General features: G+C 62.0%; 22 protein-coding genes, 5 tRNA genes and 1 other RNA gene. 7 read left to right on the top strand and 21 right to left on the bottom strand.

The features are described from left to right. Positions 1-6: 6 nt before the first annotated feature. Genes NX05_RS24865 through NX05_RS08510 form a run of 4 tightly spaced genes read right to left on the bottom strand, consistent with a single transcriptional unit; the run spans position 7 to position 2,736 of the window. Complete coding sequence (locus NX05_RS24865; protein ID WP_026112200.1) at positions 7-210, bottom strand: nuclear transport factor 2 family protein; 204 nt, start codon at positions 208-210, stop codon at positions 7-9. Then, on the bottom strand, positions 207-1,238 hold the full coding sequence (gene moaA / locus NX05_RS08500; protein WP_039432380.1) for a GTP 3',8-cyclase MoaA: 1,032 nt from the start codon (positions 1,236-1,238) through the stop codon (positions 207-209). Before moaA ends, NX05_RS24865 begins: the two co-directional genes overlap by 4 nt. Beyond that, the gene (locus NX05_RS08505) at positions 1,238-1,987 is read right to left on the bottom strand and encodes an MBL fold metallo-hydrolase (RefSeq protein ID WP_010363296.1); all 750 of its coding nucleotides are present in this window, start codon (positions 1,985-1,987) and stop codon (positions 1,238-1,240) included. The genes moaA and NX05_RS08505 overlap by 1 nt, the downstream gene beginning before the upstream one ends. Beyond that, positions 1,987-2,736 carry a 3-deoxy-D-manno-octulosonic acid kinase gene (locus NX05_RS08510; protein WP_010363294.1) on the bottom strand — a complete coding sequence of 250 codons (750 nt, stop codon included), beginning with the start codon at positions 2,734-2,736 and terminating at the stop codon, positions 1,987-1,989. The genes NX05_RS08505 and NX05_RS08510 overlap by 1 nt, the downstream gene beginning before the upstream one ends. Before the next feature lie 20 nt (positions 2,737-2,756). Between NX05_RS08510 and NX05_RS08515 the strand changes: the two genes are divergently transcribed. Next, entirely contained in the window at positions 2,757-3,806 is a 1,050-nt protein-coding gene (locus tag NX05_RS08515) for a glycosyltransferase family 9 protein (protein WP_039432382.1), read from the top strand. A 361-nt stretch (positions 3,807-4,167) separates the two neighbouring features. On the opposite strand, the gene NX05_RS08520 is transcribed toward NX05_RS08515, so the two are convergent. Both NX05_RS08520 and NX05_RS08525 read right to left on the bottom strand, forming a co-directional pair. Further along, positions 4,168-4,572 (bottom strand): DUF6165 family protein, encoded by a 405-nt coding sequence (locus tag NX05_RS08520; protein ID WP_039432384.1) that lies wholly within the window; start codon positions 4,570-4,572, stop codon positions 4,168-4,170. A gap of 258 nt (positions 4,573-4,830) precedes the next feature. Beyond that, a tRNA-Ser gene (locus NX05_RS08525) sits at positions 4,831-4,921 on the bottom strand. Between the two features lie 196 nt (positions 4,922-5,117). Here NX05_RS08525 and NX05_RS08530 point away from each other — a divergent pair. Beyond that, on the top strand, positions 5,118-5,822 hold the full coding sequence (locus NX05_RS08530) for a PP2C family protein-serine/threonine phosphatase (protein ID WP_039432386.1): 705 nt from the start codon (positions 5,118-5,120) through the stop codon (positions 5,820-5,822). 302 nt (positions 5,823-6,124) lie between these two features. Here the strand turns inward: NX05_RS08530 and NX05_RS22170 are convergent. The 4 genes from NX05_RS22170 to NX05_RS08545 form a co-directional block, all read right to left on the bottom strand. After that, positions 6,125-6,200, bottom strand: a non-coding RNA gene (locus NX05_RS22170) — sX9 sRNA. Positions 6,201-6,261: 61 nt separating this feature from the next. After that, positions 6,262-6,996: a DNA polymerase III subunit epsilon gene (dnaQ, locus tag NX05_RS08535; protein WP_010368502.1), complete on the bottom strand. Its 735-nt coding sequence runs from the start codon at positions 6,994-6,996 to the stop codon at positions 6,262-6,264. Positions 6,997-7,004: 8 nt separating this feature from the next. Continuing rightward, positions 7,005-7,457, bottom strand: a complete 453-nt coding sequence (gene rnhA, locus NX05_RS08540) for a ribonuclease HI (RefSeq protein WP_039432388.1) — start codon at positions 7,455-7,457, stop codon at positions 7,005-7,007. Between the two features lie 28 nt (positions 7,458-7,485). Then, on the bottom strand, positions 7,486-8,142 hold the full coding sequence (locus NX05_RS08545; protein ID WP_010368507.1) for a hypothetical protein: 657 nt from the start codon (positions 8,140-8,142) through the stop codon (positions 7,486-7,488). Positions 8,143-8,154: 12 nt separating this feature from the next. Here NX05_RS08545 and gloB point away from each other — a divergent pair, with 12 nt between their 5' ends. Both gloB and NX05_RS08555 read left to right on the top strand, forming a co-directional pair. Further along, on the top strand, positions 8,155-8,922 hold the full coding sequence (gene gloB / locus NX05_RS08550; protein WP_039432390.1) for a hydroxyacylglutathione hydrolase: 768 nt from the start codon (positions 8,155-8,157) through the stop codon (positions 8,920-8,922). Then, the gene (locus NX05_RS08555) at positions 8,919-10,094 is read left to right on the top strand and encodes a transglycosylase SLT domain-containing protein (RefSeq protein WP_017115662.1); all 1,176 of its coding nucleotides are present in this window, start codon (positions 8,919-8,921) and stop codon (positions 10,092-10,094) included. The genes gloB and NX05_RS08555 overlap by 4 nt, the downstream gene beginning before the upstream one ends. 765 nt (positions 10,095-10,859) lie before the next feature. Here NX05_RS08555 and NX05_RS08560 read toward each other — a convergent pair. The 10 genes from NX05_RS08560 to NX05_RS08605 all read right to left on the bottom strand — a co-directional run bounded on the left by NX05_RS08560 (position 10,860) and on the right by NX05_RS08605 (position 20,254). Continuing rightward, the gene (locus tag NX05_RS08560) at positions 10,860-12,830 is read right to left on the bottom strand and encodes a peptidyl-prolyl cis-trans isomerase (protein WP_039432392.1); all 1,971 of its coding nucleotides are present in this window, start codon (positions 12,828-12,830) and stop codon (positions 10,860-10,862) included. Between the two features lie 251 nt (positions 12,831-13,081). Further along, positions 13,082-13,158 (bottom strand) — tRNA-Asp (locus tag NX05_RS08565). A gap of 93 nt (positions 13,159-13,251) precedes the next feature. Beyond that, positions 13,252-13,328, bottom strand: a tRNA-Asp gene (locus tag NX05_RS08570). A gap of 28 nt (positions 13,329-13,356) precedes the next feature. Further along, positions 13,357-13,431, bottom strand: a tRNA-Val gene (locus NX05_RS08575). An 11-nt stretch (positions 13,432-13,442) separates the two neighbouring features. Continuing rightward, complete coding sequence (locus NX05_RS08580; RefSeq protein WP_002806049.1) at positions 13,443-13,715, bottom strand: HU family DNA-binding protein; 273 nt, start codon at positions 13,713-13,715, stop codon at positions 13,443-13,445. A gap of 213 nt (positions 13,716-13,928) precedes the next feature. Beyond that, the gene (lon, locus tag NX05_RS08585; RefSeq protein WP_039432394.1) at positions 13,929-16,400 is read right to left on the bottom strand and encodes an endopeptidase La; all 2,472 of its coding nucleotides are present in this window, start codon (positions 16,398-16,400) and stop codon (positions 13,929-13,931) included. Between the two features lie 144 nt (positions 16,401-16,544). After that, positions 16,545-17,831: an ATP-dependent Clp protease ATP-binding subunit ClpX gene (clpX, locus tag NX05_RS08590; RefSeq protein ID WP_003483788.1), complete on the bottom strand. Its 1,287-nt coding sequence runs from the start codon at positions 17,829-17,831 to the stop codon at positions 16,545-16,547. A gap of 125 nt (positions 17,832-17,956) precedes the next feature. Then, positions 17,957-18,583: an ATP-dependent Clp endopeptidase proteolytic subunit ClpP gene (gene clpP, locus NX05_RS08595; protein WP_002806026.1), complete on the bottom strand. Its 627-nt coding sequence runs from the start codon at positions 18,581-18,583 to the stop codon at positions 17,957-17,959. Positions 18,584-18,675: 92 nt separating this feature from the next. Further along, entirely contained in the window at positions 18,676-19,968 is a 1,293-nt protein-coding gene (tig, locus tag NX05_RS08600; protein WP_039432396.1) for a trigger factor, read from the bottom strand. Between the two features lie 201 nt (positions 19,969-20,169). Continuing rightward, positions 20,170-20,254, bottom strand: a tRNA-Leu gene (locus NX05_RS08605). A gap of 259 nt (positions 20,255-20,513) precedes the next feature. Between NX05_RS08605 and NX05_RS08610 the strand changes: the two genes are divergently transcribed. Continuing rightward, positions 20,514-21,782: a PAS domain-containing sensor histidine kinase gene (locus NX05_RS08610; protein WP_039432398.1), complete on the top strand. Its 1,269-nt coding sequence runs from the start codon at positions 20,514-20,516 to the stop codon at positions 21,780-21,782. 922 nt (positions 21,783-22,704) lie between these two features. Here NX05_RS08610 and NX05_RS24405 read toward each other — a convergent pair. Continuing rightward, positions 22,705-22,878, bottom strand: coding sequence for a hypothetical protein (locus tag NX05_RS24405; protein WP_164722210.1), 174 nt, complete (start codon positions 22,876-22,878; stop codon positions 22,705-22,707). 823 nt (positions 22,879-23,701) lie between these two features. Between NX05_RS24405 and NX05_RS22180 the strand changes: the two genes are divergently transcribed. Both NX05_RS22180 and NX05_RS22185 read left to right on the top strand, forming a co-directional pair. Continuing rightward, on the top strand, positions 23,702-24,358 hold the full coding sequence (locus NX05_RS22180; protein ID WP_080764530.1) for a DUF1629 domain-containing protein: 657 nt from the start codon (positions 23,702-23,704) through the stop codon (positions 24,356-24,358). Between the two features lie 30 nt (positions 24,359-24,388). Next, on the top strand, positions 24,389-24,703 hold the full coding sequence (locus NX05_RS22185) for an AHH domain-containing protein (RefSeq protein ID WP_080764529.1): 315 nt from the start codon (positions 24,389-24,391) through the stop codon (positions 24,701-24,703). The last annotated feature ends 99 nt before the right edge of the window (positions 24,704-24,802 follow it).

Here is a 24,802-nt window from a genome sequence, read left to right on the forward strand (position 1 = left end):
TCGAAGTCATCTGCCTGGTACTCGGCTCCAACACCGGTGCGCGCAGGGCGCGATCACCTCGCTACGCGTGTAGCGACGGCCTGAGGCATCGAACTCGACAAACGCCGGATCGAGCAGTGCTTCCAACAGCTGCACATCGGTACGCAGCTGCGGCTCGAGCAGACGCAGTTCCAGCGTGCGTGGCTGCACCAGCAGCGCGCCCTCGCTCATCCGCCTATCAAGAACATCTCGACCGGCTTGCCACGCCGTGGCACCGAGGCGCGCACTTCGCTGTAGCGGTCGCCACGCATGCTCCAGCGCTGCCGCAGATGCGTCGCCAGTGCAGGCTCGCCATTGGCCAGTGCCGGTTTGAGGTCATGACCCTGGCTGGCGAACAGGCAGGTATACAGATGCCCGTCGGCAGAGACGCGCGCACGCTGGCAATCGCCGCAGAACGGCACGCTGACCGAGCTGACAAAGCCCACTTCGCCAGCGCCATCCGCAAACGCATGCCGCTGCGCCACTTCACCGGTGTAATTGGCGTCCAACGCCACCAACGGCCAACGCGCGTGGATGCGTTCGTGCAGTTGCGCTGAAGTCACCACCGCATCCGGCGTCCAGCCATTGCAGCTACCCACATCCATGAATTCGATAAAGCGCAGTACGTGTCCGGTGCCGCGGAAGTGTTCCACCAGCGGTAGCACCTGATCTTCGTTGATGCCACGCTGCACGACGCAATTAATCTTCAGCCGCTGGAAACCTGCCTGCTCGGCGGCAGCAATGCCGGCCAGCACCTGCGCAATCTCGCCGCGATCTCCACTCATGCGCCTGAACAATGCTGGTTCCAGCGCATCCATGCTGACGGTGATGCGGCGCAGCCCCGCCTGCCGCAGCGCAACGGCCTGGCGGGCAAGCAAGGTGCCGTTGGTGGTGAGCGCCAGATCTTCGATGCCCTCGATCGCGCCCAAGCGCGCAATCAGGCTCGGTAGGTCGCGACGCAGCAGCGGCTCACCGCCGGTCAGGCGCACCTTGGTCACACCGACCGAGACGAAGGCACGCACCAGGGTTTCCAGTTGATCGAAACTCAACCGCTGCTGTGAGTCGAAGCCGTAATCGTCGGGCACACGATCGGCGGGCATGCAGTACCCGCAGCGGAAATTGCAGGCTTCGATCACCGACAGGCGCAGATCGCGCAACGGGCGGCCATAGCGGTCCTGCATCGGCGCCGTGAGAAGATCCGGCAGCAGCAAGGCGCCCATCAGGTCGCCGTCGCAGCGGTCGGGTTCGCCAGCGCGAGGTATTGCCCGGGTACGGCAACGCGGTGGCCACGTGCACGCAGCACATCGCCGTCGGCGTCGCTGGCGTAGTGGTACAGCAGCATGCGGCTCAACAGGTCCTGCGGGTATTCCCGCTCCAAGTCTTCCACGCCAGTATGCGACGGGTTGCCGTGAACGCCGCAGTCATGTGCGATGAGCTCGCTATCGTCCGCATAACGCTTCAGCATTTCCGGAATGGGCCGGGTATCGCCGGTCCAGACCAGCGCGCCCTTCAAACGCAAGCCGTAGGCCGTCTCCGGCCAGTGGTGGCGTACCGGGAACACCTCCAGCCGCACGCCGTCGTGCCAGAACGCATCGCCGACCGGCACCAGCTGGAATGCATCCCAGAAGTTTGCTCCGCCCTCGGCCAGCACATTCGGGTAATCGGCGATGCGCCGTTGCAGCAGCGGCACAACCGGCGCCGGCACGTACAGGCGCGTGCGCCCGCGGCGCTCGGAGAAATAGCTGTCGACGAACACCCGTTCCAGCCCACCGACATGGTCCAGATGCACATGGGTGATGAAGATCGCCTGCGGCAACTTGCCGTACTGGGCCTGATAGGCCGTCAGCCCCTCGCTGCCGCAATCGATGGTCAGCCATGGCGCTCCGGCGCGTTCGATCGTAGCCATTGGCGAGCCAAGCGCCACCGCCGACGCATTGCCGACTCCTTGCACCCGCAAGGCCCAGTCCATCAGTAGCCCCGGCCCCAGGCCAGTTCGTAGGCGCGATGCAGGCGCTCGTAGTCCTTGTCGACGTCCTCGCGGCTGCGTTTGGCGCGCAGCTTCAGCAGCGAACGATGCAGGCGCTTGAGATTGCGCTCGCGCCAGCGCGTGGCCGGAATGCGCAGCACGCCGCGGTCGAAATCGATCAACCAGCCATGCCCGCCGGCATCGAACAGGATGTTGTGCGCGTTGAGATCGGCGTGATCCAGGCCGGCACGATGGAAGCGCGCGATCAATTGCCCGGTTGCCTCCCACGGCGCGCCGCGGCCGGCCACCTGGGCGTGATCGGCCAATGAGCGCACGTTTTCCAGCCGTTCCATCAACAGCGCAGCACGATAGCCCATGCCTTCGCGCAGGTAGCAGGCGGCCAACGGACGCGGCACCGGCAACTTGCGTTGGATCAGTTCGCGCATCAGCCGAAACTCGGCAAAACTGCGCGTGCGCCCTGCCCCTTTCCATAGATAGCGATCGCGACTCACACGTGCGGCCATGCCGCCACGCAAGTATTGCCGCAACACGCTGTGGCCGAACGGCGCATCCACAAACCACGCACCGCCACGACCGCCTTCGTCCACCGGCCGTGCCCTGTCGCCCCACGATTGCGGCGAAAACAGGCTGGGATCAGCTTGCCGCAGCCGTTCGCGGTCGAACAGAATGGCACCATACCCGCGACCTTCGCGGTACGGCGCCAGCGCTTCGGTGGCATCGAAAGAAACCATCTATCGAGTCTAACAACACCATGGCTGTAACGCCCGCATCGCTGTGTTTGCTGCGCTTGTCCGCCCTGGGCGACATCACGCATGTGGTGCCGCTGGTGCGCACGCTGCAGGCCGGGTTTCCGGCAAGCGAGCTGCATTGGATCATCGACAAGGCCGGGCTGAAATTGCTCGACGGCCTGCCCGGCGTGTACTTCCATGCCTACGACAAACGCAGCGGCGTAGCCGGCATGCGCGCGCTACGTCAGTCGCTGGCACCGCTGGGGCGCTTCGATGCCTTGCTGCAAATGCAGGTGGCCTTTCGCGCCAATGTGCTGTCGGCCTTCGTGCCGGCGCGGCGACGCATCGGCTACGACCGCAGTCGCTCCAAGGACCTGCATGGCCTGTTTGTCAACGAGCGCATCGCCGACTGCCCCGGCATCCATGTGCTCGACGCCATCGGCAGCTTTGCCGAGCCGCTGGGCCTGCGCCAGACCCAGGTGCGCTGGGATCTGCCTGTGCCCGATGAGGCGCATGCCTGGGCACGCGCGCAATGGGACGACGATGGCCGCCCGGTGCTGATGATTTCGCCGTGCTCCAGTCACGCGCGTCGCAACTGGTATCCCGATCGCCATGCCGCACTTGCCGATCACGCCGCCGCGCAAGGCTGGCGAGTGGTGCTGTGCGGTGGCCGCAGCGACCAGGAGCGCAGCACCGCCGATGCCATCGTCGCTGCCGCACGCACGCCGGTACTGGATCTGGTCGGCAAGGACACGCTCAAACAACTGCCTGCCCTGCTCGCGCGTGCGGACCTGGTGGTCACGCCGGATTCCGGGCCGATGCATATTGCCAACGCGATGGGTACCAAGGTGCTGGGCCTGCATGCGGCCAGCAACCCGCTGCGCAGCGGCCCGTATTCGGACGTGCGCTATTGCGTGGACCGTTACGACGCAGCCGCATGCAAGTTCCTGCACAAGCCTGCCGACCAGCTGAGCTGGGGAACAAAGATCGAATTCGACGACGTGATGTCGCTGATCACCGTGGACGATGCAATCGCTGCCTTCGAGCGTTATCGCACCGATCATCCGCGCTGACGATTGGCGACCGGCGATCGATCGCAGCCCGAACACAACGCGCTTAGTGCGGCAGGCGACGTATCCAGCACTGCGATGCATTCGCTAGTGGATCGAGCAAGACTGACCAGAGGAGTTGCCGGGCGGGTGTGGACGGAGCGCTCAGAATCTAGAGTGAACGCGCAGCACTTGCCACCTCCAGGCACCAATGCGTTCGCCTTACGGCCGTGCAGTGCTTTCACTAGCGCTCTGAATCTCCTCGGCAGTCAGGCGTCGGCAAGTTGCAGCGGCTCCCCGAACTGATGCCGTGACAGCCAGCAAATGCGATTCCTGCATAACTCGCGCTGTTCAGGCCACCCGCGCAATCAACCCGTTAACGCGCTCAGGCGTCGGTAGCGCGATAGTCCTGATAAGACTTTTCTTCCACGTACGAAGAACCCAGCGCCAGGTTGATCTCTTTCTTGATGCGCGCACGCTCGTCGTTTTCGATATACACGCTGCGCGCGAGCTGCACGAAGCTGTCGTCGAAGGTCTGCGCCTGTTCCTTGAGGCGGATGTCGTCCTCGATCACCCACAGCCGCTCATTGACGGCCTTGAGTTCGGCGCGCAGGCGCACGATGTCGTGGCCGGCGGCTGGATGCGCCATCCAGCTGGTTTCCAGCGCAGACAGCTCATTGCGCACATTGGTCAACTTGGCCGCATCGCTCATGCGCTCGGACTTGATCTGCAGGATCGCGATCTTGTCGAGCAGCTCACCAAAGGACACGGGCACCAGGATCTCGGACATGACAGGCCTCCAACGGGGATCGGGCGGATTGTAGTCATCGCCGCGGCGGGCGATTGCCACACACATAAACAAAAGCCCCCTTGCGGGGGCTGATGCGAATCTGGCGACAGAGGGAGATTCACTCGGCACTGTGTGCCTTCGCCCTGCGGGCGGCTTCGCCGTGCAGACAGCTTTGCTGCCTGTCGAACCCCGGGCTTCTCACCCCCCAATGCTGCCGGCGAAACTCACGCGGCACTGGCACAACTGCTCGCCTCAATCTGGCGGAGAGGGGGGGATTCGAACCCCCGAGGCGCTATAAACGCCTGCCTGATTTCGAGTCAGGTACATTCAACCGCTCTGCCACCTCTCCAGATGGTCCCCAGTGTCCTGGGGCCGTGCATCATACGGGTACACGGCCCCAGCTACAAGCGGCCCGGGCCGGCGCCAACTGGGTCAGCGCTCGCCCAGGCGTGAACAGGCACTGCGACGCCCATGCGTGGTGTGTTGCCGCTGACCAGCCGGGCCGCGATGATGGTGGTGCATCTTCTCTTTGGCGAACCGGTCCCATGCTCGAATTCGGACACCTCACCCACGTCGGCCTGCGCCGTGACCTCAACGAGGACACCTATTACGGCGACAGCGAACTGGGATTGTGGCTGGTGGCCGACGGCATGGGCGGGCATGCCTGCGGTGAAGTGGCCAGCGCACTGGCCCGCGAAACCATCGTGCGGGAAATCCGCGCCGGCACCCCGCTGGCCCAGGCAGTGCGCATCGCCGACGAAGAGATCATCAAGACCTCGCGCCGCTGCAACGACACCTTGCCAATGGGCACCACGGTGGTGGCCGCACGCGTGCTGGGTCAGCGTTTCGAAGTGGCGTGGGTTGGCGACAGCCGCGCGTATCTATGGCGCGATGGCCGGCTGGCCCAGCTGAGCCAGGATCACAGCTATGTGCAGGAACTCATCGCCCAAGGCACGCTCACCAGCGAGCAGGCGCGCGCGCATCCGCATCGTAACGTGGTGACCCAGGCACTCGGCGTAACCGACCCGGTACATCTGAATGTCGCCACCATGCAGGGCGAGCTCAAATCCGGCATGCAGCTGCTGCTGTGCAGCGACGGCCTGACCGAAGAAGTGGACGATGCCGCCATCGCAGCCACCTTGGCGCAGGCCGATTGCAGTGCACAGGAATGCGTGGAATGCCTGGTCGCCGCCGCACTGGATGGTGGCGGTTCGGACAACATCACAGCGATTCTGGTGCGTAGTTACTGACGTTGCGACATGCCGAAATGCGTGCCTTGCAAATGCGCGCAGCGAATGAGCGGATCGCGAAAGACTGCTTCAGCAAACGCGATTGCCTGCCGCATGCGGTCAAAAAATCACCATCGCTTACCACGCTTTGCCAGCCTATCTGACGGTAAGCGAAATCATGACTTGCGTGACCCATTTACACGTAGCCATTTACCCACTACGCCGCCTACGCAGCAGCCATCACTGCAGCAGACAGCGTAGATGCAAACAGACGCCGCCGCTCCTTATCCAACGGCGGCACAACCGCGCAAACGCCTTAGATCGGCTGACAAAATGCAGTAACCAATCGGCAGGTGGGTGTAGAAAGCACGCAAGGACCGCAGTGCACATGTAGTACATGCATCACCAAGCACCGGCCGCGCCCGCCCGGCGGTGAGCGCAGCCGTTGTGTTAGCCGCGCTCAGCCAGCAACAGCGACTTCCTCGACCGGCGGATCCCACAACGCACGCCCAGCTTTCTTGCGCAACTGCGCCAGGCGCGCCTCATGCGCCTGCGATTCGGAGGCGGTCACCGCAACGCGTGGACGCGGCAACAGCAGCGCCGGGTCGAACGCGATCATGCCGCTCGCACTGTTGGTCTGCTGGCCCGCGTCGGCGCTGGCAAACCCGATTTCCTCCTGACCCGAGGTCAGCGCGATATACACATCGGCCAGGATCTGCGCATCGAGCAAGGCGCCGTGCAACTGGCGATGCGAGTTGTCCACGCCCAGACGCTTGCACAAGGCATCCAATGAGTTGCGCTGCCCCGGATAGCGCTCGCGCGCCATCATCAACGTATCGACCACCGTGGCGCGTTCGACGATGCGACCGTAGTTATCGCCCAGCAGCGACAGCTCGTTATCCAGAAAACCCAGGTCGAACGCGGCGTTGTGGATGATCAGTTCCGCGCCGTCGATGTAGGCGAGAAATTCGTCCACCACCTCACCGAACAACGGCTTATCGGCCAGAAATTCCAGGGTCAGCCCGGTCACTTCCTGCGCGCCGGGTTCGAAGTCGCAATCGGGCTTCAGATAGCGATGGAAGTTATTGCCGCTCGGGCGCCGCTCCAGCAGCTCCACAGCACCGATTTCGACGACGCGGTTGCCCTTGCGCCATTCCAGGCCGGTGGTTTCGGTATCGAGAATGATCTGCCGCATGTGTCCTCTTACGATGTTGCATGGCCATCGCGCTGGGCGGTGGCCTGATTGCGGGCGAGCACGTCGACGCGCTCGTTGTCCGGGTCGCCATTGTGGCCTTTCACCCAGCGCCAATCGATGCTGTGGCGTTGCGTGGCCGCGTGCAGCCGCTCCCACAATTCGCGGTTCTTGACCGGATCGCCGCCGGCGGTTTTCCAATTGCGCCGCACCCAGCCCGGCATCCACTCGGTGATGCCCTGGCGAACGTACTGCGAGTCGGTATGCAACACGATCTGGCACGGCTCGGTCAGCGTTTCCAGCGCCATGATCGCCGCCATCAACTCCATGCGGTTGTTGGTGGAAACGGCTTCGCCGCCGGCCAGCTCCTTTTCGCGCCCGTTGTAACGCAACAGGGCCGCCCAACCACCCGGCCCGGGATTGCCAAGGCAGGAGCCATCGGTATGCACTTCAATTGATTTCATCAGGTTCCAGAGTTGCAACGTAAACGGGTTAAATCGTGGCCACCGGTTGCGGCCAGCGGGCTGGCAGCGCAATCGGTGTCGGGCCGATCGCAGCAGCGGCGCGTTTTTCCACTTCCAGCAAATACACCGCGCGCCAGGGTGCACGGCCGGGATCGGTGGACTCGCCACCGGTGCGCCAGATCGGCCCAAGGTAGCGTTCCGCTTGCACGCTCTGCAGACCGGCACGTTGCGCCAACAGGCGCCAGCGATCCGGCCGCAGCGCCACCGGTCCACGCCGCGCCCAGCGGAAACGGTAGGGGCTCATCGGATTGAGCGTGAACAACAACAGCCGGCCGCCGGGCATCAGCAGCCGCTCGCATTCGGCCAAAAAGTCCGCCGCCCCGCCAACCACCGCATGCTGCACCACGATCGCCTGCAGGCTCTCGGTTGGCAGCGGAAACGGCATCGCACAGCGCGCATCGCCGGCGAAGCGCCCGGCACTGCGATGCAGCCGCAGACCACGCCCCTGCAGCGACTCGCGCGGGGGCAATTCGGTCGTCGGGGTCAGCCACAACCAGGGTTGCGACGGACGTGTCTGCAGCGCCTCCAGCGCCAAACGACGCTCCAGCTGAAGCAGGCTGCGCCCTGCACCTGTTTCAAACCAGGATGAGACACCAGCTTGACGGGAGAATGGCGGGGCAGGCATGGTCCCAATTCTATGCGACTGATCGCCCTGCCCGCATTCGACGACAACTACATTTGGGCGCTGGTCGCTGCAGATGGCCGCGCCATCATCGTCGACCCTGGGCAGGCAGCGCCGGTGATAGCCGCCGCAGAGCGCGAAGGCCTCATTCCCAGCGCCGTCCTGCTGACCCACCACCATGGCGACCACATCGGGGGCGTGGCCGAGCTCCAGCAGCGTTGGCCTGACCTTGAGCTATTCGGCTCGGCCGACGAACGCATCCCGGAAACTGCGCAGGAAGTGGGTCATGGCGAACGTTTGAGCCTGCTTGATGTCGATTTTCAGGTCCTCGAAGTGCCCGGCCACACGCGCAGCCACATCGCCTTCGTGACAGACAGTCATCTGTTCAGCGGTGATACCCTGTTCAGCCTAGGCTGTGGGCGGATGTTCGAAGGTACCGCTCCTCAGATGTTTGACTCGTTGCAGCGCCTGGCCTCTCTGCCCGGCGAAACGCTTGTGTGTTGTGGCCACGAATACACCTTGGCCAACGCGGCGTTCGCGCTGCACGTCGATCCCACCAACGCTGCCTTGCAGCGCCGTCAACAGGAAGCCCAGGCCATGCGTCATGTAGCCCGTCCTACCCTGCCGATTTCGCTCAAGAGTGAACTGGCCACCAATCCGTTCTTACGCACCAACCGTCCCGAGATTCGCGCCGCAGTGGCACCGCGCGCAGCCGGCGCACTTTCCTCCGAAGTTGATATTTTCGCCGAACTTCGGCGCTGGAAAGACGAATTTCGCGCATGAGGCGCCTGGTTTTAGCAGTGCTGGCCGCCTGTTCGGCTATTGCACCGGCAGCCGCTTCGCCCAACGACGCAAGCTCCACAACCGCAAGCAGCGCCGCCGCGCAGACCAGCGCACCCGGCATACGCAACGGGCGGGAGATTTTCTCGTCGTTCCTTGAGGGCCGTGCCGACCCAGGCTGCGACAGCGCACATAGCGATACCCGGTGGGAACAGCATTTTTCACGCGCCCCCGCGCGCCTGGTCGACGATGCGCAGGATGTCTTGCCACTGTTCGGTTACGTGGTCGATGAGTTGCGCAAAGCCGACATGCCCACCGAATTTGCGCTGATTCCGTTCGTCGAAAGCGGCTACCGCCCCGGCGCCCGCAACGGCAACGGCCCTGCTGGCTTATGGCAATTCGTCACCACCACCGCGCGCAACCACCAAGTGCCGGTTGGCGCGCAGTACGACGGACGCCTGTCGGCGGTGGATTCCACCACTGCGGCGGTGCGCTACCTCAAAACCCTCTACGGCATGTTTGGCGGCGACTGGCGCCTGGCGCTGATGGCCTACAACGCCGGCGAGTACCGGGTACTGCAGGCAATGCGCAGCGCCGGGATGAACGCGCAGAACGCACGCCCGTCCGAATTACCAGGCATGTCCAAGGTCACCTACGACTACGTGGAAAAACTGCACGCGCTCGCCTGCGTGCTCGATCACGCGCAGCAGCAGGGCAACCTGTTGACCTCGCTGGATCGTCCGGTGCCCGTCCTCACCGAACATGCGCTGCCGGCGGGCACCAGCCTCAATACCTGGGCTGGGCAGCGCGCAATCGAGCCGCAACTGCTCGCCCGCCTGAATCCCGCCCTTGCCGGCGCACGCGCAGCGCCGCACGGTGTGCATGTCCTGGCTCCGATTGCACCGGCGCAACCCGGTTCTAGCAGCGCCGTGGCTGCATCCGTCGATGTGGGACGTGACGTCGGTAATGACTCCGCGCCGACCGTCGTTGCCTCGGCAGCCGGCAAAGCGTCGACCTTGCCAACGCGCACCCACACCGTGCGCAATGGCGAATCGGCCTGGGCCATCGCACGCCGCTATGGCGTCACCGTGACGACGTTGCTCACTAGCAACGGCCTGGACAAGAGCGCCATTCTGAAGCCTGGCATGGTGCTTTCGTTCGACGATTCGCCTTAATTCGAATGCGCCTAAGTTGTATGCCCTAAGTTTCAGCGCGCATTAGCACGCTGCAGTGCGGTGCAAGCAGGCGACCGGCAGCGTGATCGCGTCGATCGTGAACTCTGCGCAGCGCACTTGCTTTCTTGTAAGGCCACTTCTGTGCCGGGTGACAGATTCCGAGAGCGACTGGATTCGAAAGCAACGCAGTTAGCCCTTGTCTAACGCCTAGCGCGCGTCACTCCAAAGAATCGACTTGGTCACTGCACTTGCAAGCGAAGCTTCGGCAACAATCAAAGTCTGCATTTTTCTAGACAGCACGAGCCATAACGTTGAGGACGCTCACTGCTGAATCAGCCCGCATCGCACCCAGCTGATCCAGCTGCTGCAGAGCACCGCACGAAACCCCGCGTTTTCAGTTCTACCATCCTCGCACGTGGTTGCAGAGTCGAGGGGCGAAGCTAGCCACTGCCGGAGAGTTAGCAGACCCAGCTGACAACTCGTCCATTGTTGCTTGTTGCTTGTTGCTTGTTGCTTGTTGCTTGTTGCTTGTTGCTTGTTGCTTGTTGCTTGTTGCTTGGTGCTTGGTGCTTGGTGCTTGGTGCTTGGTGCTTGGTGGGTATAAATCGCAGCTAGCGTCAGCCAGCCAAGCACGCGAACGCCAGCGACAAATCGACACGCACGCGTCAGATCGATATCCCTCGCGCATCCGCCGACCTAACTTCTCTCGCCACAAACCCAAAGAAAAGCCCGGTTACCCAGGCTTTTCTTTCACCAATCGACGCCTTACAGCTGCGCTTCTTCGATCTGGATCTTGTAGCGCTTGCGCATTTCCTTGACGTACGCCTGCGCAGCGTTGTTGCCGTCGATCTGGCTCAGCTGCTCACGCAGCATCGCCTGCTGTTCGGCCGGCATTTGCTTCAGATCGCCCGGGGTGGCCTTGCTGATGACGAAGACGGCAAAGCGCCCGCCATCCAGTTGCACCTTGCCAACCGACGGCTTGCCTTCGGTCGGTCGCGGCGCGCTGAAAATCGCGCGGTTCGCGGCCGGAGTCGGGATCGGTGCCGTCCGCGGCAGCCCCGGGATCGGCTGCACCTGCAGCTTCTCGCTGGCCGCCAGCGCCTGCAGCGTCTCACCCTTCTGCACGCGTGCCAGCAAAGCATCGGCAGCAGCCGCGGCGGCCTTCTCGGAACGGTCTGCGCGGATCGCCGCCGTCACCTTGTCGCGCACCTTGTCCAACGGCAACGCCTGTTCGGCGGTGTGATTGGTCACACGCAACACCACGCTATGGTTCGGCGCGATATTGATTGGGTCGCTCACCGTGCCGTCCTGCACCAGCGTTTCGGAGAACGCCGCGCGCAACACAGCCGGATTGGCCGCAACACCGCTGGCATCAGTGCGCGAGAACGGCCCCAGCGTCTGCACCGGCAAGCCGACCTGCTTGGCCGCCGGCTCCAGCGCGGTGGGATTCTTGTAGACCTGATCCACCAACTTGCCGCTGATATCCGCAAATGCCTTGTCCGCATCGGCCTTCAGCTGCTCGGCCGCCAGCTGGTCACGCACCTGCTCAAACGACTTGCCCTGTCCACCCTTGACCTCACGCAACTGGATCACGTGATAGCCGAATTCGCTCTTGATCGGACCCACCACGTCACCAGCCTTCATCGAGAACAGCGCGTCCTCGAACGGCTTGACCATCGCGCCCTTCTCGACCCAACCCAGGTCGCCGCCGGCGTTCTTAGAGCCCGGATCCTGCGAATTGGCTTTCGCCAGTGCAGCGAAGTCGGCGCCCGGCTGCTTGGCCTCGGCGGCGAGCTTGGCGGCCTTTGCTTCGGCAGCCTTCTGCGCAGCTGCATCGCTGCCGGCACTGATCAGGATGTGCGATGCAAGGCGCTGGTCCGGCTCGACGAAGCGCGCCTTCTCTTCTTCATAGCGCTTGCGCAGCGTTGCTTCGTCGGCGGCGGTGGCCGGCGGCATCTTTGCGGCGTTGAGCTCCACGTATTCGATGGTGACGGTTTCCGGCTGACGGAAGTCCTGCGTATGCCCCTCGTACCACTGTTTGATCTGCGCATCGCTCACCGGCGCGGTATCTACGGCCGACGGCGGCAGCATTGCCAGCTCCACGTCGCGCGTTTCACCCATCAGCTTGAGCAGACGCTCGAACTCGGCCTTGGTGGCAAAGCCCGATTCCGCCACGGCCTGCGGGATCACCGACTGCTGCAGGCTGTCACGCACCAAAGCGTCGAACTGTGCAGGCGTGCGCGGCGGCGTGCCTTGCGCAAGCGCGGCGCGGTACTGGTCAGGGCTGAACTTGCCATCGACCTGGAACGCCTGAATGTTGGCGATGTAATCGCGCACGGTTGCGTCGCCTATGACGATTCCCGCATCTTCCGCGCCCAGTCGCACCACCTGTTCGTCGACCAGTTGGTCAAGTACCTGCAGCTTGTTTTCGCGGGATTCGAATGTGCGCGGATCGAAGTTCTCGGCTTGACGCTGACGTTCCTGCATGCGCGCCTGCTCGAAACGCGCGCGGAAATCCTGCGTGCTGATTTCGTGGTGCTGCCACAGCAGCGAAACCGGCCACCACGACGGTGCCGATTTCCACCAATTGGGCGGCGCCTGCACCTTGGCCACGTTATTGGCGCCGATGCCGCCGAGGTAGCTGTTGTCGATGACGAACAGGAACGGAACCATCAGCAACCCCAGGATGGCGGTAGCGATCCAGCCTGACGTCTTATCGCGAAGTTTCTGCAGCATTGGCAAATCACGGCCTGTGGGCGAGCCGCGCAGTGTAACGCGCTTGACGCCAAGCACCCAGCCCAATGCCCGTTAGCACAGTGTCGCGGGGCCTCAATCAACGTCAGGGTTTCACTTCGGCAACCAACGCCGGACACCGAAATCGCCGAATGCATGACCCGAAGCCGAGCTGTCGACGCACGACTCAATCCGACCGCTGACTCAAACTCAAAAAAAAGCCCCCGGCACAAGGCAGAGGGCTTTCGTATAACTGGCGGAGCGGACGGGACTCGAACCCGCGACCTCCGGCGTGACAGGCCAGCATTCTAACCAGCTGAACTACCGCTCCGCTTTAAACTTGGACATCGTTCTCTACCCAACTCGCAACGCGAATGTCGTGGAGAAAACGAAGCCCCCAATTGCTCAGGGGCTTCGGTATAACTGGCGGAGCGGACGGGACTCGAACCCGCGACCTCCGGCGTGACAGGCCAGCATTCTAACCAGCTGAACTACCGCTCCGCGCTTGAAACGTTTGCCTGGTGCTTAATGGTGGGTGCTGAGGGTTTCGAACCCCCGACCCTCTCCGTGTAAGGGAGACGCTCTACCGCTGAGCTAAGCACCCTAGCTAGTCGATTAGTTTACCGCATCCTTCAGGGCTTTACCAGCCTTGAATGCAGGATTCTTCGAAGCCGCGATCTTGATGCTGTCGCCGGTCTTCGGATTGCGGCCGGTGCGCTCAGCGCGCTCGCGGACCTGGAAGGTACCGAAGCCAACGAGGGTGACGGCGTCGCCCTTCTTCAGTGCCTTGGTGATTTCGCTCACAACCGCGTCAACAGCACGGCCAGCTTCAGCCTTGGAGATGTCAGCGGCAGCGGCAACGCCATCGATCAATTCGGTTTTATTCATTCTTGAAACTCCCTTTGCGGCAGACGCCGCGGAATCGACAATCGGCGCTCTTGCCGTTAGCGAAGAACCCGACACAAGTGGTATCGCGTGACGCATCACATTTGCCGCGCCCACGAGTCGTGCATTTATACCAGCGCCCCCAAATGCACGCAAGCCAAAACCCAATAACGACGCGGGTTTTGGCTTGTTTTGCGGCAGTCTAGACAGCCCCCGTTAGTGCTTGACGCGGGTGCCGGGCGTACTACGCGACTTACCACGCACGGCGACCCGCGAGGCTGTCTTGCGCGTTTTTTCCTTGCCGGCCTTCTTCGGCGTCAGCGGACGCTCCAGTGCCAGGTCGAGCACCTCGTCGATCCATTTCACCGGCACGATCTTCAGATCGCGGGTGACGTTGGCCGGGATGTCGGCAAGATCCTTGCGGTTCTCGTCGGGGATCAACACGGTGCGGATGCCACCGCGCAGGGCCGCCAGCAACTTCTCCTTCAAGCCGCCAATTGCCGATACGCGACCACGCAAGGTGATCTCGCCGGTCATCGCCACATCGGCGCGGATCGGCACTTTGGTCAACACCGACACCAGCGAGGTCACCATCGCGATGCCTGCGCTTGGGCCGTCCTTCGGCGTGGCGCCGTCGGGCACATGCACGTGCACGTCCTGCTTCTGCAGGAAGTCCACATCGATCCCGAGCCGCTCGGCGCGCGAACGCACCACCGACAACGCTGCCGATGCCGATTCCTTCATGACGTTGCCGAGCTGACCGGTGAGGATCAGGTTGCCCTTGCCCGGCACCAGCGTGGACTCGACCTGCAGCAGCTCGCCGCCGACCTCGGTCCATGCCAGGCCGGTGACCAGGCCGATCTCGTTTTCCTCTTCGGCACGGCCGAAGTCGAAGCGACGCACGCCCAGATACTTGTCGAGATTCTTCGCGTTGACGGTGACCAGCGCCTTTGGCTTGCCCTTCTTGGCCACCGCTTTCTTGGCTGCCGGCTGCGGACCTGCCAGCGCGATTTCCTTGACGACTTTGCGGCAGATCTTGGCGACTTCGCGCTCGAGATTACGCACACCCGATTCGCGCGTGTAGTAGCGCACGATGTCCTGGATGGCGTCGCTGCCGATCTCGATCTCTTCCAGCTTCAAGCCGTTGGCCTTGATCTGCTTGGGCACCAGGTAGCGCATCGCGATGTTGAGCTTTTCATCCTCGGTATAGCCGGGGATGCGGATCACTTCCATGCGGTCCAGCAGCGGGCCGGGGATACTGAGCGAGTTGGAGGTGGCAACGAACATCACCTCCGACAGATCCAGATCAACCTCCAGATAGTGGTCGTTGAAGGAGGTGTTCTGCTCCGGATCGAGCACTTCCAGCAATGCCGACGACGGGTCGCCACGGAAGTCCATCGACATCTTGTCGATTTCGTCCAGCAGGAACAGTGGGTTCTTGCTGCCCACCTTATTGAGGTTCTGCACCAGCCGGCCCGGCATCGAACCGACATACGTGCGGCGATGGCCACGAATTTCCGCCTCGTCTCGGATGCCGCCCAGACTCATGCGCACGAACTTACGGTTAGTCGCCTTGGCAATCGACTGCCCGAGCGATGTCTTGCCCACGCCAGGCGGCCCGACCAGGCACAGGATCGGCCCCTTCATCTGCTTTACGCGCGACTGCACGGCCAAGTACTCAAGGATGCGCTCCTTGACCTTGTCCAGACCGTAGTGATCGGCGTCCAGCGTGTCTTCGGCAACCTTGAGGTCCTTGCGCACCTTGGTGCGCTTTTTCCACGGCACGCCCAGCAACCAATCCAGATAGTTGCGCACCACCGCCGCTTCGGCGGACATCGGCGACATCTGCTTGAGTTTGTTGAGCTCGGCTTTGGCCTTGGTTTCGACCAGCTTGGGCATGCCCGCCTCGGCGATCTTGCGTGCGAGTTCTTCCAGCTCACCGGGTGCATCGTCCAGGTCGCCCAGCTCTTTCTGGATCGCCTTCATCTGCTCGTTGAGATAGTACTCGCGCTGGCTCTTTTCCATCTGCGACTTCACGCGGCCGCGGATGCGCTTTTCCAACTGCTGCACGTCGATTTCGCCGTCGACCAGCCCGACCAGCAATTCCAGCCGCTCACCGATGTAGGTGATTTCCAGCAAGCGCTGCTTGTCGGCCAGACGCACGCCGATATGCGCAGCGATGGTGTCGGCTAGGCGGCCCGGCTCGTCGATGCCGGCCAGGGTCTGCAGCAATTCCGGCGGCAGCTTGCGGTTGGTCTTGACGTACTGTTCGAACAGCGACATCAGCGAGCGCGCGATAGCTTCCACTTCGCGCGGCTCGCGCGCATCGCTGGCTTCCACCTCCGTGCCCTGCCCCTGCAAGGCGCCATCCTGCTCGACAACCTTGTCGACGGTGACGCGCGACAGGCCTTCGACCAGCACCTTGATGGTGCCGTCGGGGAGCTTGAGCAGTTGCAGCACCTGCGCCAGGGTGCCGACGGTGTACAGGTCGCCGGCAGCCGGGTCGTCGGTTTCGGCCGACTTCTGCGCCACCAGCAGGATGCGCTTGTCCGCCTCCATGGCTTTTTCCAGCGCGCGCATCGACTTGTCACGGCCGACGAACAGCGGAATCACCATGTGCGGAAACACCACCACGTCGCGCAGCGGCAACACTGGCAGATCGAGAATTTCTGGTTGGGACTGGGCCATGGGGCGCTCCGCAGGAATGAGGGTTTTGCGGCAATAAAAAAGCCGATGGCTCCGTTATGGGGCCATCGGCGAGGTGTTGCAAGTAGCGCTCGGAAAGCCTTTAGCCGCGAGCGAGGCCAGGGCCTGGCGAAGCGACGACAAGGCTCAGTCGCCGGACGCAGCCTTGGCCGGGGCCGGTTGCGCCTGGTAGATCAAATACGGCTCGGATTTGTGCTCGATCACCGACTCGTCCACCACCACCTTGCTGACGTTTTCCTGCGACGGCAGCTCGTACATCGTATCCAGCAGCACCGATTCGACGATGGTGCGCAGGCCGCGCGCGCCGGTCTTGCGCTTGAGCGCCTTCTTGGCGATCGCAGACAGGGCGTCGGGGCGGAACTCCAGCTCCACACCTTCCATATCGAACAGCTTCTTGAACTGCTTGGTGATGGCGTTCTTGGGCTCGGTCAGGATCTTGATCAGCGCCGGCTCGTCCAGTTCCTCAAGCGTGGCGACCACCGGCAGGCGGCCAACGAACTCGGGAATCAGGCCGAACTTGATCAGATCTTCCGGCTCGACTTCGGCCAGGATCTTGCCCACTTCCTGCTTACGCTCGCTGCTCTTGACCTTGGCACCGAAGCCAATACCGCCGGCATCGTTGGAACGCTGCTGAATCACCTTGTCCAACCCGGCGAACGCACCACCGCAGATGAACAGGATGTTCTTGGTGTCGACCTGCAGAAATTCCTGCTGCGGGTGCTTGCGGCCACCTTGCGGCGGCACCGAAGCAACCGTGCCTTCGATCAGCTTGAGCAGTGCCTGCTGCACGCCTTCGCCGGACACATCGCGGGTAATCGACGGGTTCTCGCTCTTGCGCGAGATCTTGTCGATTTCATCGATATAGACGATGCCCTGCTGCGCCTTTTCGACGTCGTAATCGCACTTTTGCAGCAGCTTCTGGATGATGTTTTCCACGTCCTCGCCGACATAGCCGGCTTCGGTCAGCGTGGTGGCATCGGCGATCGTGAACGGCACGTTGAGCAGGCGCGCCAGCGTTTCGGCCAGCAGCGTTTTGCCCGAACCGGTCGGACCGACCAGCAGAATGTTGGATTTCGCCAGCTCGACGTCATCGTTCTTGCTGCGGCTCTCGATACGCTTGTAGTGGTTGTACACCGCCACCGCGAGCGTGCGCTTGGCGCGCAACTGCCCAATCACGTATTGATCCAACACCTCGAGAATCTCGCGCGGCTTGGGCAGGCTGGAACGTGCCGACTGCGCCTTCTCTTCGAGTTCCTCGCGGATGATGTCGTTGCACAGCTCAACGCACTCATCGCAGATGAATACGCTGGGACCGGCAATCAGCTTACGGACTTCATGCTGACTCTTACCGCAGAACGAGCAGTAGAGAATCTTGTTGCTGTCGCCGGAACGACCTTGGCGGTCTTCGCTCATGCTTCTGTTACCCAGTTACCCCACCCGATGTACGGGGGTTCGATTTCGAGAATAGCACAGGGTCGGGAGGACATTCGCCCCGCCCGACCCTGCCGGTTTTTCCTGCAATTTCAATGCCCTGGCAATCAAGACGGCTGGATTGACTCTTCCGGACGACGCTCAAGCACCTGATCCACCAAGCCATACGCCTGGGCATCGACCGCGCTCTTGAAGTTGTCGCGCTCGGTGTCGCGCGCTATGGTCTCCAGCGACTGACCGGTGTGTTTGGCCAGGATCTCGTTCAGGCGCGAACGCAGGGTCAGGATCTCGCGGGCGTGGATGTCGATATCGGTCGCCTGGCCCTGGAAGCCGCCCAGCGGCTGATGGATCATCACGCGCGAATTAGGCAGCGCGTAACGCTTACCTGCCGCGCCGGAGGCCAGCAGCAGCGCGCCCATTGAGGCGGCCTGGCCGACACAGATGGTGCTCACGTCCGGCTTGATGTACTGCATGGTGTCGTAGATCGCCATGCCGGCCGTGACCACGCCGCCGGGCGAGTTGATGTAGATGCTGATGTCCTTTTCCGGGTTATCGGCTTCCAGGAACAGCAACTGGGCCACGATCACGTTGGCCATATGGTCGTCGATCGGACCGACCAGGAAGATCAGACGCTCCTTCAGCAGACGCGAGTAAATGTCGTACGCACGCTCGCCACGGCTGGTCTGCTCGACCACCATGGGCACCAGGTTCAGGGCTTTGGTCACAATGCTCATCAGTCTTCCTGTTGTGGCAGCGGCCTGTGCCGCTACCCGTGTTCAACATCCGCGCCCCTGACCGCAGGCGCGGCTCTTCTCTTATTGCCGGATCAGACGCGGATGGCGTCCTGGAACGACAGCGGCTGCTCGGTATGCTGGGCGCGCTCGGCGATCCAGTCGATCACCTGCTCTTCCATCACACGGCTCTGCAGTCCATTCATCAGTTGGGGGTCGTTGCGGTACATCTCAATGACCTGTTCCGGCTCTTCGTAGGTCGAGGCGATCAGACGCAGCGTTTCGCTGACGCGCCTGGATTCCAGGCGCAATTCGTTGCGACGTGCCACTTCACCCACCAACAGACCGACCAGCACGCGCTTGGCGGCGGCGTCCATGAATCCCGTGTGCGCATCGGCCGGCACCTGCCCCGGATCGCGGCCGCTGCGGCGGACCTGCTCGACCTGCTGGGCCAGCATCGAACGGGCTTCGTTCTCGACCAGCCGCGGCGGCATTTCAACGTGCGCGTAAGCGGCAATCAGCTGCTCACCCACTTCGCGGCGCAGACGATTCATCAGGGCACCCTTGAGCTCGCGCTCCAGGTTGGTGCGGATATCGGCGTGGAACTGCTCGGAGTCGCCACTCTTCACGCCAAAGCTCTTGATGAACTCCTTGTCCACCACCGGCAACACCGGCTCGGACACTTCAACCGCCTTGACGTGCACCTGCACGGTCTTGCCGGCCAGCTGCGGCACGCGCCACTCAGCCGGGAAATCGACGGTCAGGGTCTTTTCTTCGCCCTTGGTCAGGCCTTCCAGGCCCTTTTCGATCTGGTCGAACATGACGCCCGAGCCCAGCACGCTGCTGCCGGTTTCCACACCTTCGGCAGGCAGACGCTCGTCGCCGGCCTGCGACCAGGTCTCCAGCGCCACCAGATCACCGACCTGCGCACCGCGCTCGACCGGATTCCAGGTGCGGCGCTGCAGGCGCAGGTTTTCAATCATCTGGTCTATGTCGGCATCGGTCACTTCGGCGGTCGCACGCACCACCGACAGCTTGGTCACGTCGATGTCGCCGAAATCCGGCACCACTTCGAAGGTGGCGACGAAGTCGAAATCGGTTTCGCCCTGATCGATGCGCGGGTTGCCGGCCAGACGCAGCGAGTGCTCGCGCACGGCCGAATCGAAGGTCTCACGCAGCAGGCCTTCCATCGCTTCGGCGCGCACCTGCTGACCGAAGCGCTGCTCGATCACCTTGGTCGGCACCTTGCCGGGACGGAAGCCCTTGATGCGCGTGGTCCGCGCAAGCTCGCGCAGGCGGCCACCGACGTGCGTCTCCAGGCGCTCCTGCGGCAGGGTGAAGGTCAGGCGGCGTTCCAGATTGCCGGTGGATTCGATCGATGCTTGCATGTTGACTCCTGCCACCGACAGCGCACAGCGTCGGCACGAGATGGAAGATGCGGGTTGACGGATGGCGAGAATGCCGCCGAGCCTTGTAGTTTCGCTGATAACGGCGGCCGCTGCCAGCGGCATGCGCGTAGCGGCGTCCCGGATAGGCATCACTGGTTTGCAGGAGGTGCAGCGGCCGGAAACCACACGGCCGCGCGGCATTGGTGCGAAAGGGGGGACTCGAACCCCCACGCCTTACGGCGTCAGAACCTAAATCTGGTGCGTCTACCAATTCCGCCACTTTCGCAATGCCGCAGATGCCCGGGTATTGTTGCAGGGATGCACGCAAAGAAGAAGCGCTGCGAGGGGCTGTTGAGCGCTATGCGGCAGCGGAAGGCACGGCGGGGCTGGGTCACACGCAGATTTGAGGCTCCGCGTTCTGCCACAGGGCGTGAACCGTTAACTCCCCGCCTGAATCCAGACCAAGCTCGTACGTTCTGAACCCCCTTCGCACCAGCAGATTTGCGAAAATTCCGTTAATTTCACCCCAAAGGCAAACAGTCGCGATGAGAGATCGATATTGGCAGATCGTGGCACTGTCGCGCGATTGCATCAAAGAGATCGATCTGGACGGGCGGATCACGTCGGTCAACGTCCACGGGCTGGTCGGACTCGGCGCCACGTCTGCTGACCAACTGATCGCTCGGCCATGGCGCGAGCTTTGGCCGAGCGAAGCCGCCAGCATGGTGGATGCGGCCATGGCCGAGTCGGCGAAAGGCGCGATCCAGGAATTCGAAGCCAGCTGCGTGAACCTGGCCGGCGTGCGCCAGACCTGGCAGGTCGTGACCAGCCCGTTGTTCGACGCGCAAGGCAAGGTCGAGGCGATCCTGGCGGTGAGCAAGAATGTCTCCGACCGCCGCGCACTGGAAACAGCCTTTCACACCCTCGACAGCACCCTGGCAGCAGAGCGCGCATTTTCCACCAGCGCCCTGATGCTGGCGCGTGCGCGAGAAACCTCGCTGTCGACCGAACTGCACAGCTTGCGCGACCTGCGTGAGCGCATCGAAGACGACCTGGACATTGCGCGCGCCGCGCAGAACGCCGCCGAGAAGATCTCCGAGCAGGCGCAGAAAGGAGAAGCGGTGGGACAACTGCTGGCCGGCGTGGTCCACGATTTGAACAACGTGCTGCAGGCGGCGACATCGGCGATCAATCTGGTGTTGCAGCGCGCGCAGATCGATGCACACGACGCCAAGCTGCTCAGCGTGGCCGACGCGGCGCTTCAACACGGCTCGGTGATGGCGCAGCGCTTGGTGGGTTTTTCGCGCCAATACCCCTACAGCCCCGAAGCGGTGGATCTAGCCGAACTGGCACAACAGCTCAGCCCGCTACTGGAACAGGTAGTCAGCGCAGAGCTGCGGTTGCAGCTGCGCACCGCCGACGGCGGATGTTGCGCCATGGTCGACCGCCACACCGTGGAGCGCGCCATTTTGAATCTGGTGATCAATGCGCGTGACGCCTGTGCCAGCGGCGACAGCATCACCGTGGAAACCGGCGAAACCTGCGTCAGCGAAGAAGACGCGCAACTGGCAAAACCGGCCGGCCATTACATGACCATCGCCGTCGCCGACACCGGGCACGGCATGGACAGCGCGGTACAGGCGCGTTTGTTCGAGGCTTACTTCACCACCAAGCACGCCGACAAGGGCGCTGGCTTGGGATTGGCGCAGGTCTATAGCGCGGTACGTCAGGCAGGCGGCTTTGTGGACGTTACCTCGGCGCCCGGCAAGGGCGCGCGCTTTGTCCTGGCATTTCCGCGCGTGCAGCGAGGCTAGATGCTTGCGCTGATGGCCTTGCGCGAGCTACTCGTGGCATGACTGCTCCGCACTGCTTGCAGATTGCGTAGCGCACACAGCGCGACGGCCACAGCACACGCAATGACGCGCCGCCGTAGTGGCGCACAGCAATATTTCTGGAATCACTGACGATCTGACCAGAGGTTGATCTGTGCCACTGGCGACGGAATTGCGCGTCGAAGAGGCATCCCCGTGTGGAGACTTGCCCGAAAAATGCTTGAGACAGCCAACCATGCGATGCCAAGGCCCGGCATCTGCGCTGCAGGCGATAGGGCCACGTTGCAACACCATCGCAGCACACATCTATCGCTGGGCTTGTCTCGTCTACCGCAAGCGCAACGCGCGTTTTCTGCTTTCCATCTCGGAAAAAAGAAAAGCACCTAGGCATTTGCCTAAGTGCTTTTATTTGGTGGGCCGTCAAGGATTCGAACCTTGGACCTATTGATTAAGAGTTAGGGCTACCAAGCTTGCGAATCAGCAACTTACGTTGCTTGTTTTTCCCGGCGACCAGCGTCGGAGGCCTTGTGCGGGCTTGGGCCTACTGCCAATTTTCCCGACCGCTGCAATCACCGACCTGCACCTAGATGGCGCGGGTTCGCGGCGATTCGTGCGGCCACGTCGCTTCGAATCCTGACCTCGTGGCGCGTCGCCCACATGGCTGTACCACGCCGCCCCTGCTCGAAGCTGCTGCAGTCTCGCGTAACCAGAGGCGCAAACGGCTCGCCTGGCGGGCTCGGTCGCTGACGTTCCAGCAGTACAAACCAGCCTCCCGTGACCTTATCCATCATTCGAGCTATTTCTACGCCCTCGAGCGTGAGAGCGGTGGGCGGTCCCATTTCATGCTGGGAAGCCTTCTCCCACCGGAAGCCGGACGGCAGAACAGGCTCATCGCCGGCATCGATCACGCCCATACGGCATCCATATAGCAGGTATGCCGCTGGCTATCGTGCTTGTTGGCCAACTGGCGGCCGCGCTCGAGCATCGCTACGGCCTGGTCTACCAGCCACCAATGCTTCCCGCCGGCCGCGTGGACGGGATCGAGGTGAGTCTGCAGGGCATCGCGGGTCAGTGCCATTGCGGTGGATCCGGAGTTAGCGAGTTGGTGGCAACCGACTCTAGCGCCCCCCAATCTCAATTTTTCAGATGACCACCGGGCAGAGGTAATTTAGGTAACCGGCCTCTAAAAATGCACATACATCTTTATATATCAATAACTTATGGATCTCTTTCAAAGGTAATTAAAGGGTAATTGAGAGGTAATGGGATTACCTTTCCGGGAGGTAATCAGGCCCCCAAAAAATACCCTTAAATTTCAATCACATAACTTTTCTATGGGAGCCTGATTACCTTAAATCACCCCGAAAGGTAATCCAAAAATTCCTATTGAAGTCAATTGCTTAGGCATTTTTTCAGGTTCCGGATTACCTATTACCTGGTTCCGATGGTCATTTGCCGAAGTGCGCCGGGAGGCCTAGCAATGGATCGCAGCCGGTCGCCCCCGCAAAGCCCCCCGGGCGCGCAGGGATCTGCAGGGAAGAAGGGCCTCCTTCGATCGCACGGATCGGTAACAGCAGCGCGGTCTAGACCCGCCCTGCGGGGGTGCAGCGAGAACCATGTATGAAGACCGCAGGCGTGGCGGGGCGACGATTACGCGCGCCAGGGCCAGCGCTACCCGTAGGCGTTCGGGGTTTTCCTACTGCGTCGGACGGTGAAGACGGGCAACATAGGAGGCTGGATCCCGTTCCAACAGGGCCTGCAGCTTGCCCAACATCCGCCGCCGGCTCCGCCTCGATTACTGGCAGTCAAGCGCAGAGGTGGGCATCTGATCGGGAGGCAGCGAAGCGACTCACTTGTGGGCACCTGTTCGACGCATGCTGGATTGTTGAGAGAAAGCACCTATGAATGAAGCAAAAGAAGCCCGCGAAACGCTTGACAATGCGCCTCAGGAAGGTGCGTTCTACATCTTCAGGCCTGATATGCGCGGTGGTGGGTCTGGACATGGGGTGATCTTCGAAAACGAGAAGGCGCTCCGCCCAGAAGGTAGGGGAATCATTCGGCCAAAGGAGGGAGGGTTCCCGCCGCTGAAAGAAGCTCCGCGCCTTCGATATGATGAAAGCCGAGGGCGGATGCCGAATGATCTGCAAGGTGGATTCAGCGGGTACTGGCTGACCTCGGACCCATTGAAACAAGTGCTTGAATCGATCGATCCCGAAGGATTCGAGTTCGTACCCTGCGAGTTTATTTTGGAAGACGGATCTCAGGGCCCTGCGCATTACTTATGTGATGTTGTCAGAGTGATTGATGCGATCGACGAGGACGCGTCAACGGTCAAGGTTCTGACGGAGGGATATTCGAAAGGCAAATACTTCGATCTGACCGGCGGCGCCAGTTTGGCTTTTAAGAAAGAAATCATCGCATCAGCCCATGTCTTTCGGACGCCTTACACGGCAGATGCTTTCTGCGATCGCTTATTACGTGATGCGCTGATCGAAAATGGGTTTGGCAGATCGCCAAGGACACGCGGAGTCCGACTTATCGACGCTTCGGCTTATTAACTGCCTATTGCTAACGAAGAGTCCAAAAGCATGCCCGCCAATCAAGTCATCTTTCATAGTCACCATGTAATTGAGCAAGATGTTTTTCGCGATCATCTTTTGCTCAAGAAACTGACTGAACACGGCATGATCGATGAACATGCATCCACAAATCGCTTATATTTACCGGTGGACGGCAAACTGGCCGACGCGCTTGAAACATCGCCTCATCGGGGACGGACGCGAAGTTCTTATACAGAGGGGGTTTCAGACTTTCTGAATCGACTTGAGGAAAGTGACATCGGCCAGGCAGCCCTGGATGATGATCAAGTAGCACTTAGGGAAACTCTGAACAACTCCCCTTGATCCTGCGACAATCACACAGACGCAACGGACAACGACGATGCAACTGACCTTCGGCGATGCGGAGTACAACGGCAAGCGCAAGCGGACGCGGCGTGAGGT

The organism is Xanthomonas vasicola (assembly GCF_000772705.2).
Taxonomy (GTDB): domain Bacteria; phylum Pseudomonadota; class Gammaproteobacteria; order Xanthomonadales; family Xanthomonadaceae; genus Xanthomonas; species Xanthomonas vasicola.

What these genes read in the sequence shown, in the direction of transcription:
- NX05_RS24405 (WP_164722210.1), bottom strand. Translation starts at nt 22,878, where the DNA reads ATGGCACTGACCCGCGATGCCCTGCAGACTCACCTCGATCCCGTCCAC.
- NX05_RS08520 (WP_039432384.1), bottom strand. Translation starts at nt 4,572, where the DNA reads ATGTCCGAGATCCTGGTGCCCGTGTCCTTTGGTGAGCTGCTCGACAAG.
- tig (WP_039432396.1), bottom strand. Translation starts at nt 19,968, where the DNA reads ATGCAAGCATCGATCGAATCCACCGGCAATCTGGAACGCCGCCTGACC.
- moaA (WP_039432380.1), bottom strand. Translation starts at nt 1,238, where the DNA reads ATGGGCGCCTTGCTGCTGCCGGATCTTCTCACGGCGCCGATGCAGGAC.
- NX05_RS08510 (WP_010363294.1), bottom strand. Translation starts at nt 2,736, where the DNA reads ATGGTTTCTTTCGATGCCACCGAAGCGCTGGCGCCGTACCGCGAAGGT.
- NX05_RS08505 (WP_010363296.1), bottom strand. Translation starts at nt 1,987, where the DNA reads ATGGACTGGGCCTTGCGGGTGCAAGGAGTCGGCAATGCGTCGGCGGTG.
- NX05_RS08580 (WP_002806049.1), bottom strand. Translation starts at nt 13,715, where the DNA reads ATGAATAAAACCGAATTGATCGATGGCGTTGCCGCTGCCGCTGACATC.
- NX05_RS08545 (WP_010368507.1), bottom strand. Translation starts at nt 8,142, where the DNA reads ATGCCTGCCCCGCCATTCTCCCGTCAAGCTGGTGTCTCATCCTGGTTT.
- dnaQ (WP_010368502.1), bottom strand. Translation starts at nt 6,996, where the DNA reads ATGCGGCAGATCATTCTCGATACCGAAACCACCGGCCTGGAATGGCGC.
- NX05_RS22185 (WP_080764529.1), top strand. Translation starts at nt 24,389, where the DNA reads ATGCCCGCCAATCAAGTCATCTTTCATAGTCACCATGTAATTGAGCAA.
- NX05_RS24865 (WP_026112200.1), bottom strand. Translation starts at nt 210, where the DNA reads ATGAGCGAGGGCGCGCTGCTGGTGCAGCCACGCACGCTGGAACTGCGT.
- rnhA (WP_039432388.1), bottom strand. Translation starts at nt 7,457, where the DNA reads ATGAAATCAATTGAAGTGCATACCGATGGCTCCTGCCTTGGCAATCCC.
- NX05_RS08560 (WP_039432392.1), bottom strand. Translation starts at nt 12,830, where the DNA reads ATGCTGCAGAAACTTCGCGATAAGACGTCAGGCTGGATCGCTACCGCC.
- NX05_RS08515 (WP_039432382.1), top strand. Translation starts at nt 2,757, where the DNA reads ATGGCTGTAACGCCCGCATCGCTGTGTTTGCTGCGCTTGTCCGCCCTG.
- NX05_RS08530 (WP_039432386.1), top strand. Translation starts at nt 5,118, where the DNA reads ATGCTCGAATTCGGACACCTCACCCACGTCGGCCTGCGCCGTGACCTC.
- NX05_RS22180 (WP_080764530.1), top strand. Translation starts at nt 23,702, where the DNA reads ATGAATGAAGCAAAAGAAGCCCGCGAAACGCTTGACAATGCGCCTCAG.
- NX05_RS08610 (WP_039432398.1), top strand. Translation starts at nt 20,514, where the DNA reads ATGAGAGATCGATATTGGCAGATCGTGGCACTGTCGCGCGATTGCATC.
- lon (WP_039432394.1), bottom strand. Translation starts at nt 16,400, where the DNA reads ATGGCCCAGTCCCAACCAGAAATTCTCGATCTGCCAGTGTTGCCGCTG.
- clpP (WP_002806026.1), bottom strand. Translation starts at nt 18,583, where the DNA reads ATGAGCATTGTGACCAAAGCCCTGAACCTGGTGCCCATGGTGGTCGAG.
- gloB (WP_039432390.1), top strand. Translation starts at nt 8,155, where the DNA reads ATGCGACTGATCGCCCTGCCCGCATTCGACGACAACTACATTTGGGCG.
- NX05_RS08555 (WP_017115662.1), top strand. Translation starts at nt 8,919, where the DNA reads ATGAGGCGCCTGGTTTTAGCAGTGCTGGCCGCCTGTTCGGCTATTGCA.
- clpX (WP_003483788.1), bottom strand. Translation starts at nt 17,831, where the DNA reads ATGAGCGAAGACCGCCAAGGTCGTTCCGGCGACAGCAACAAGATTCTC.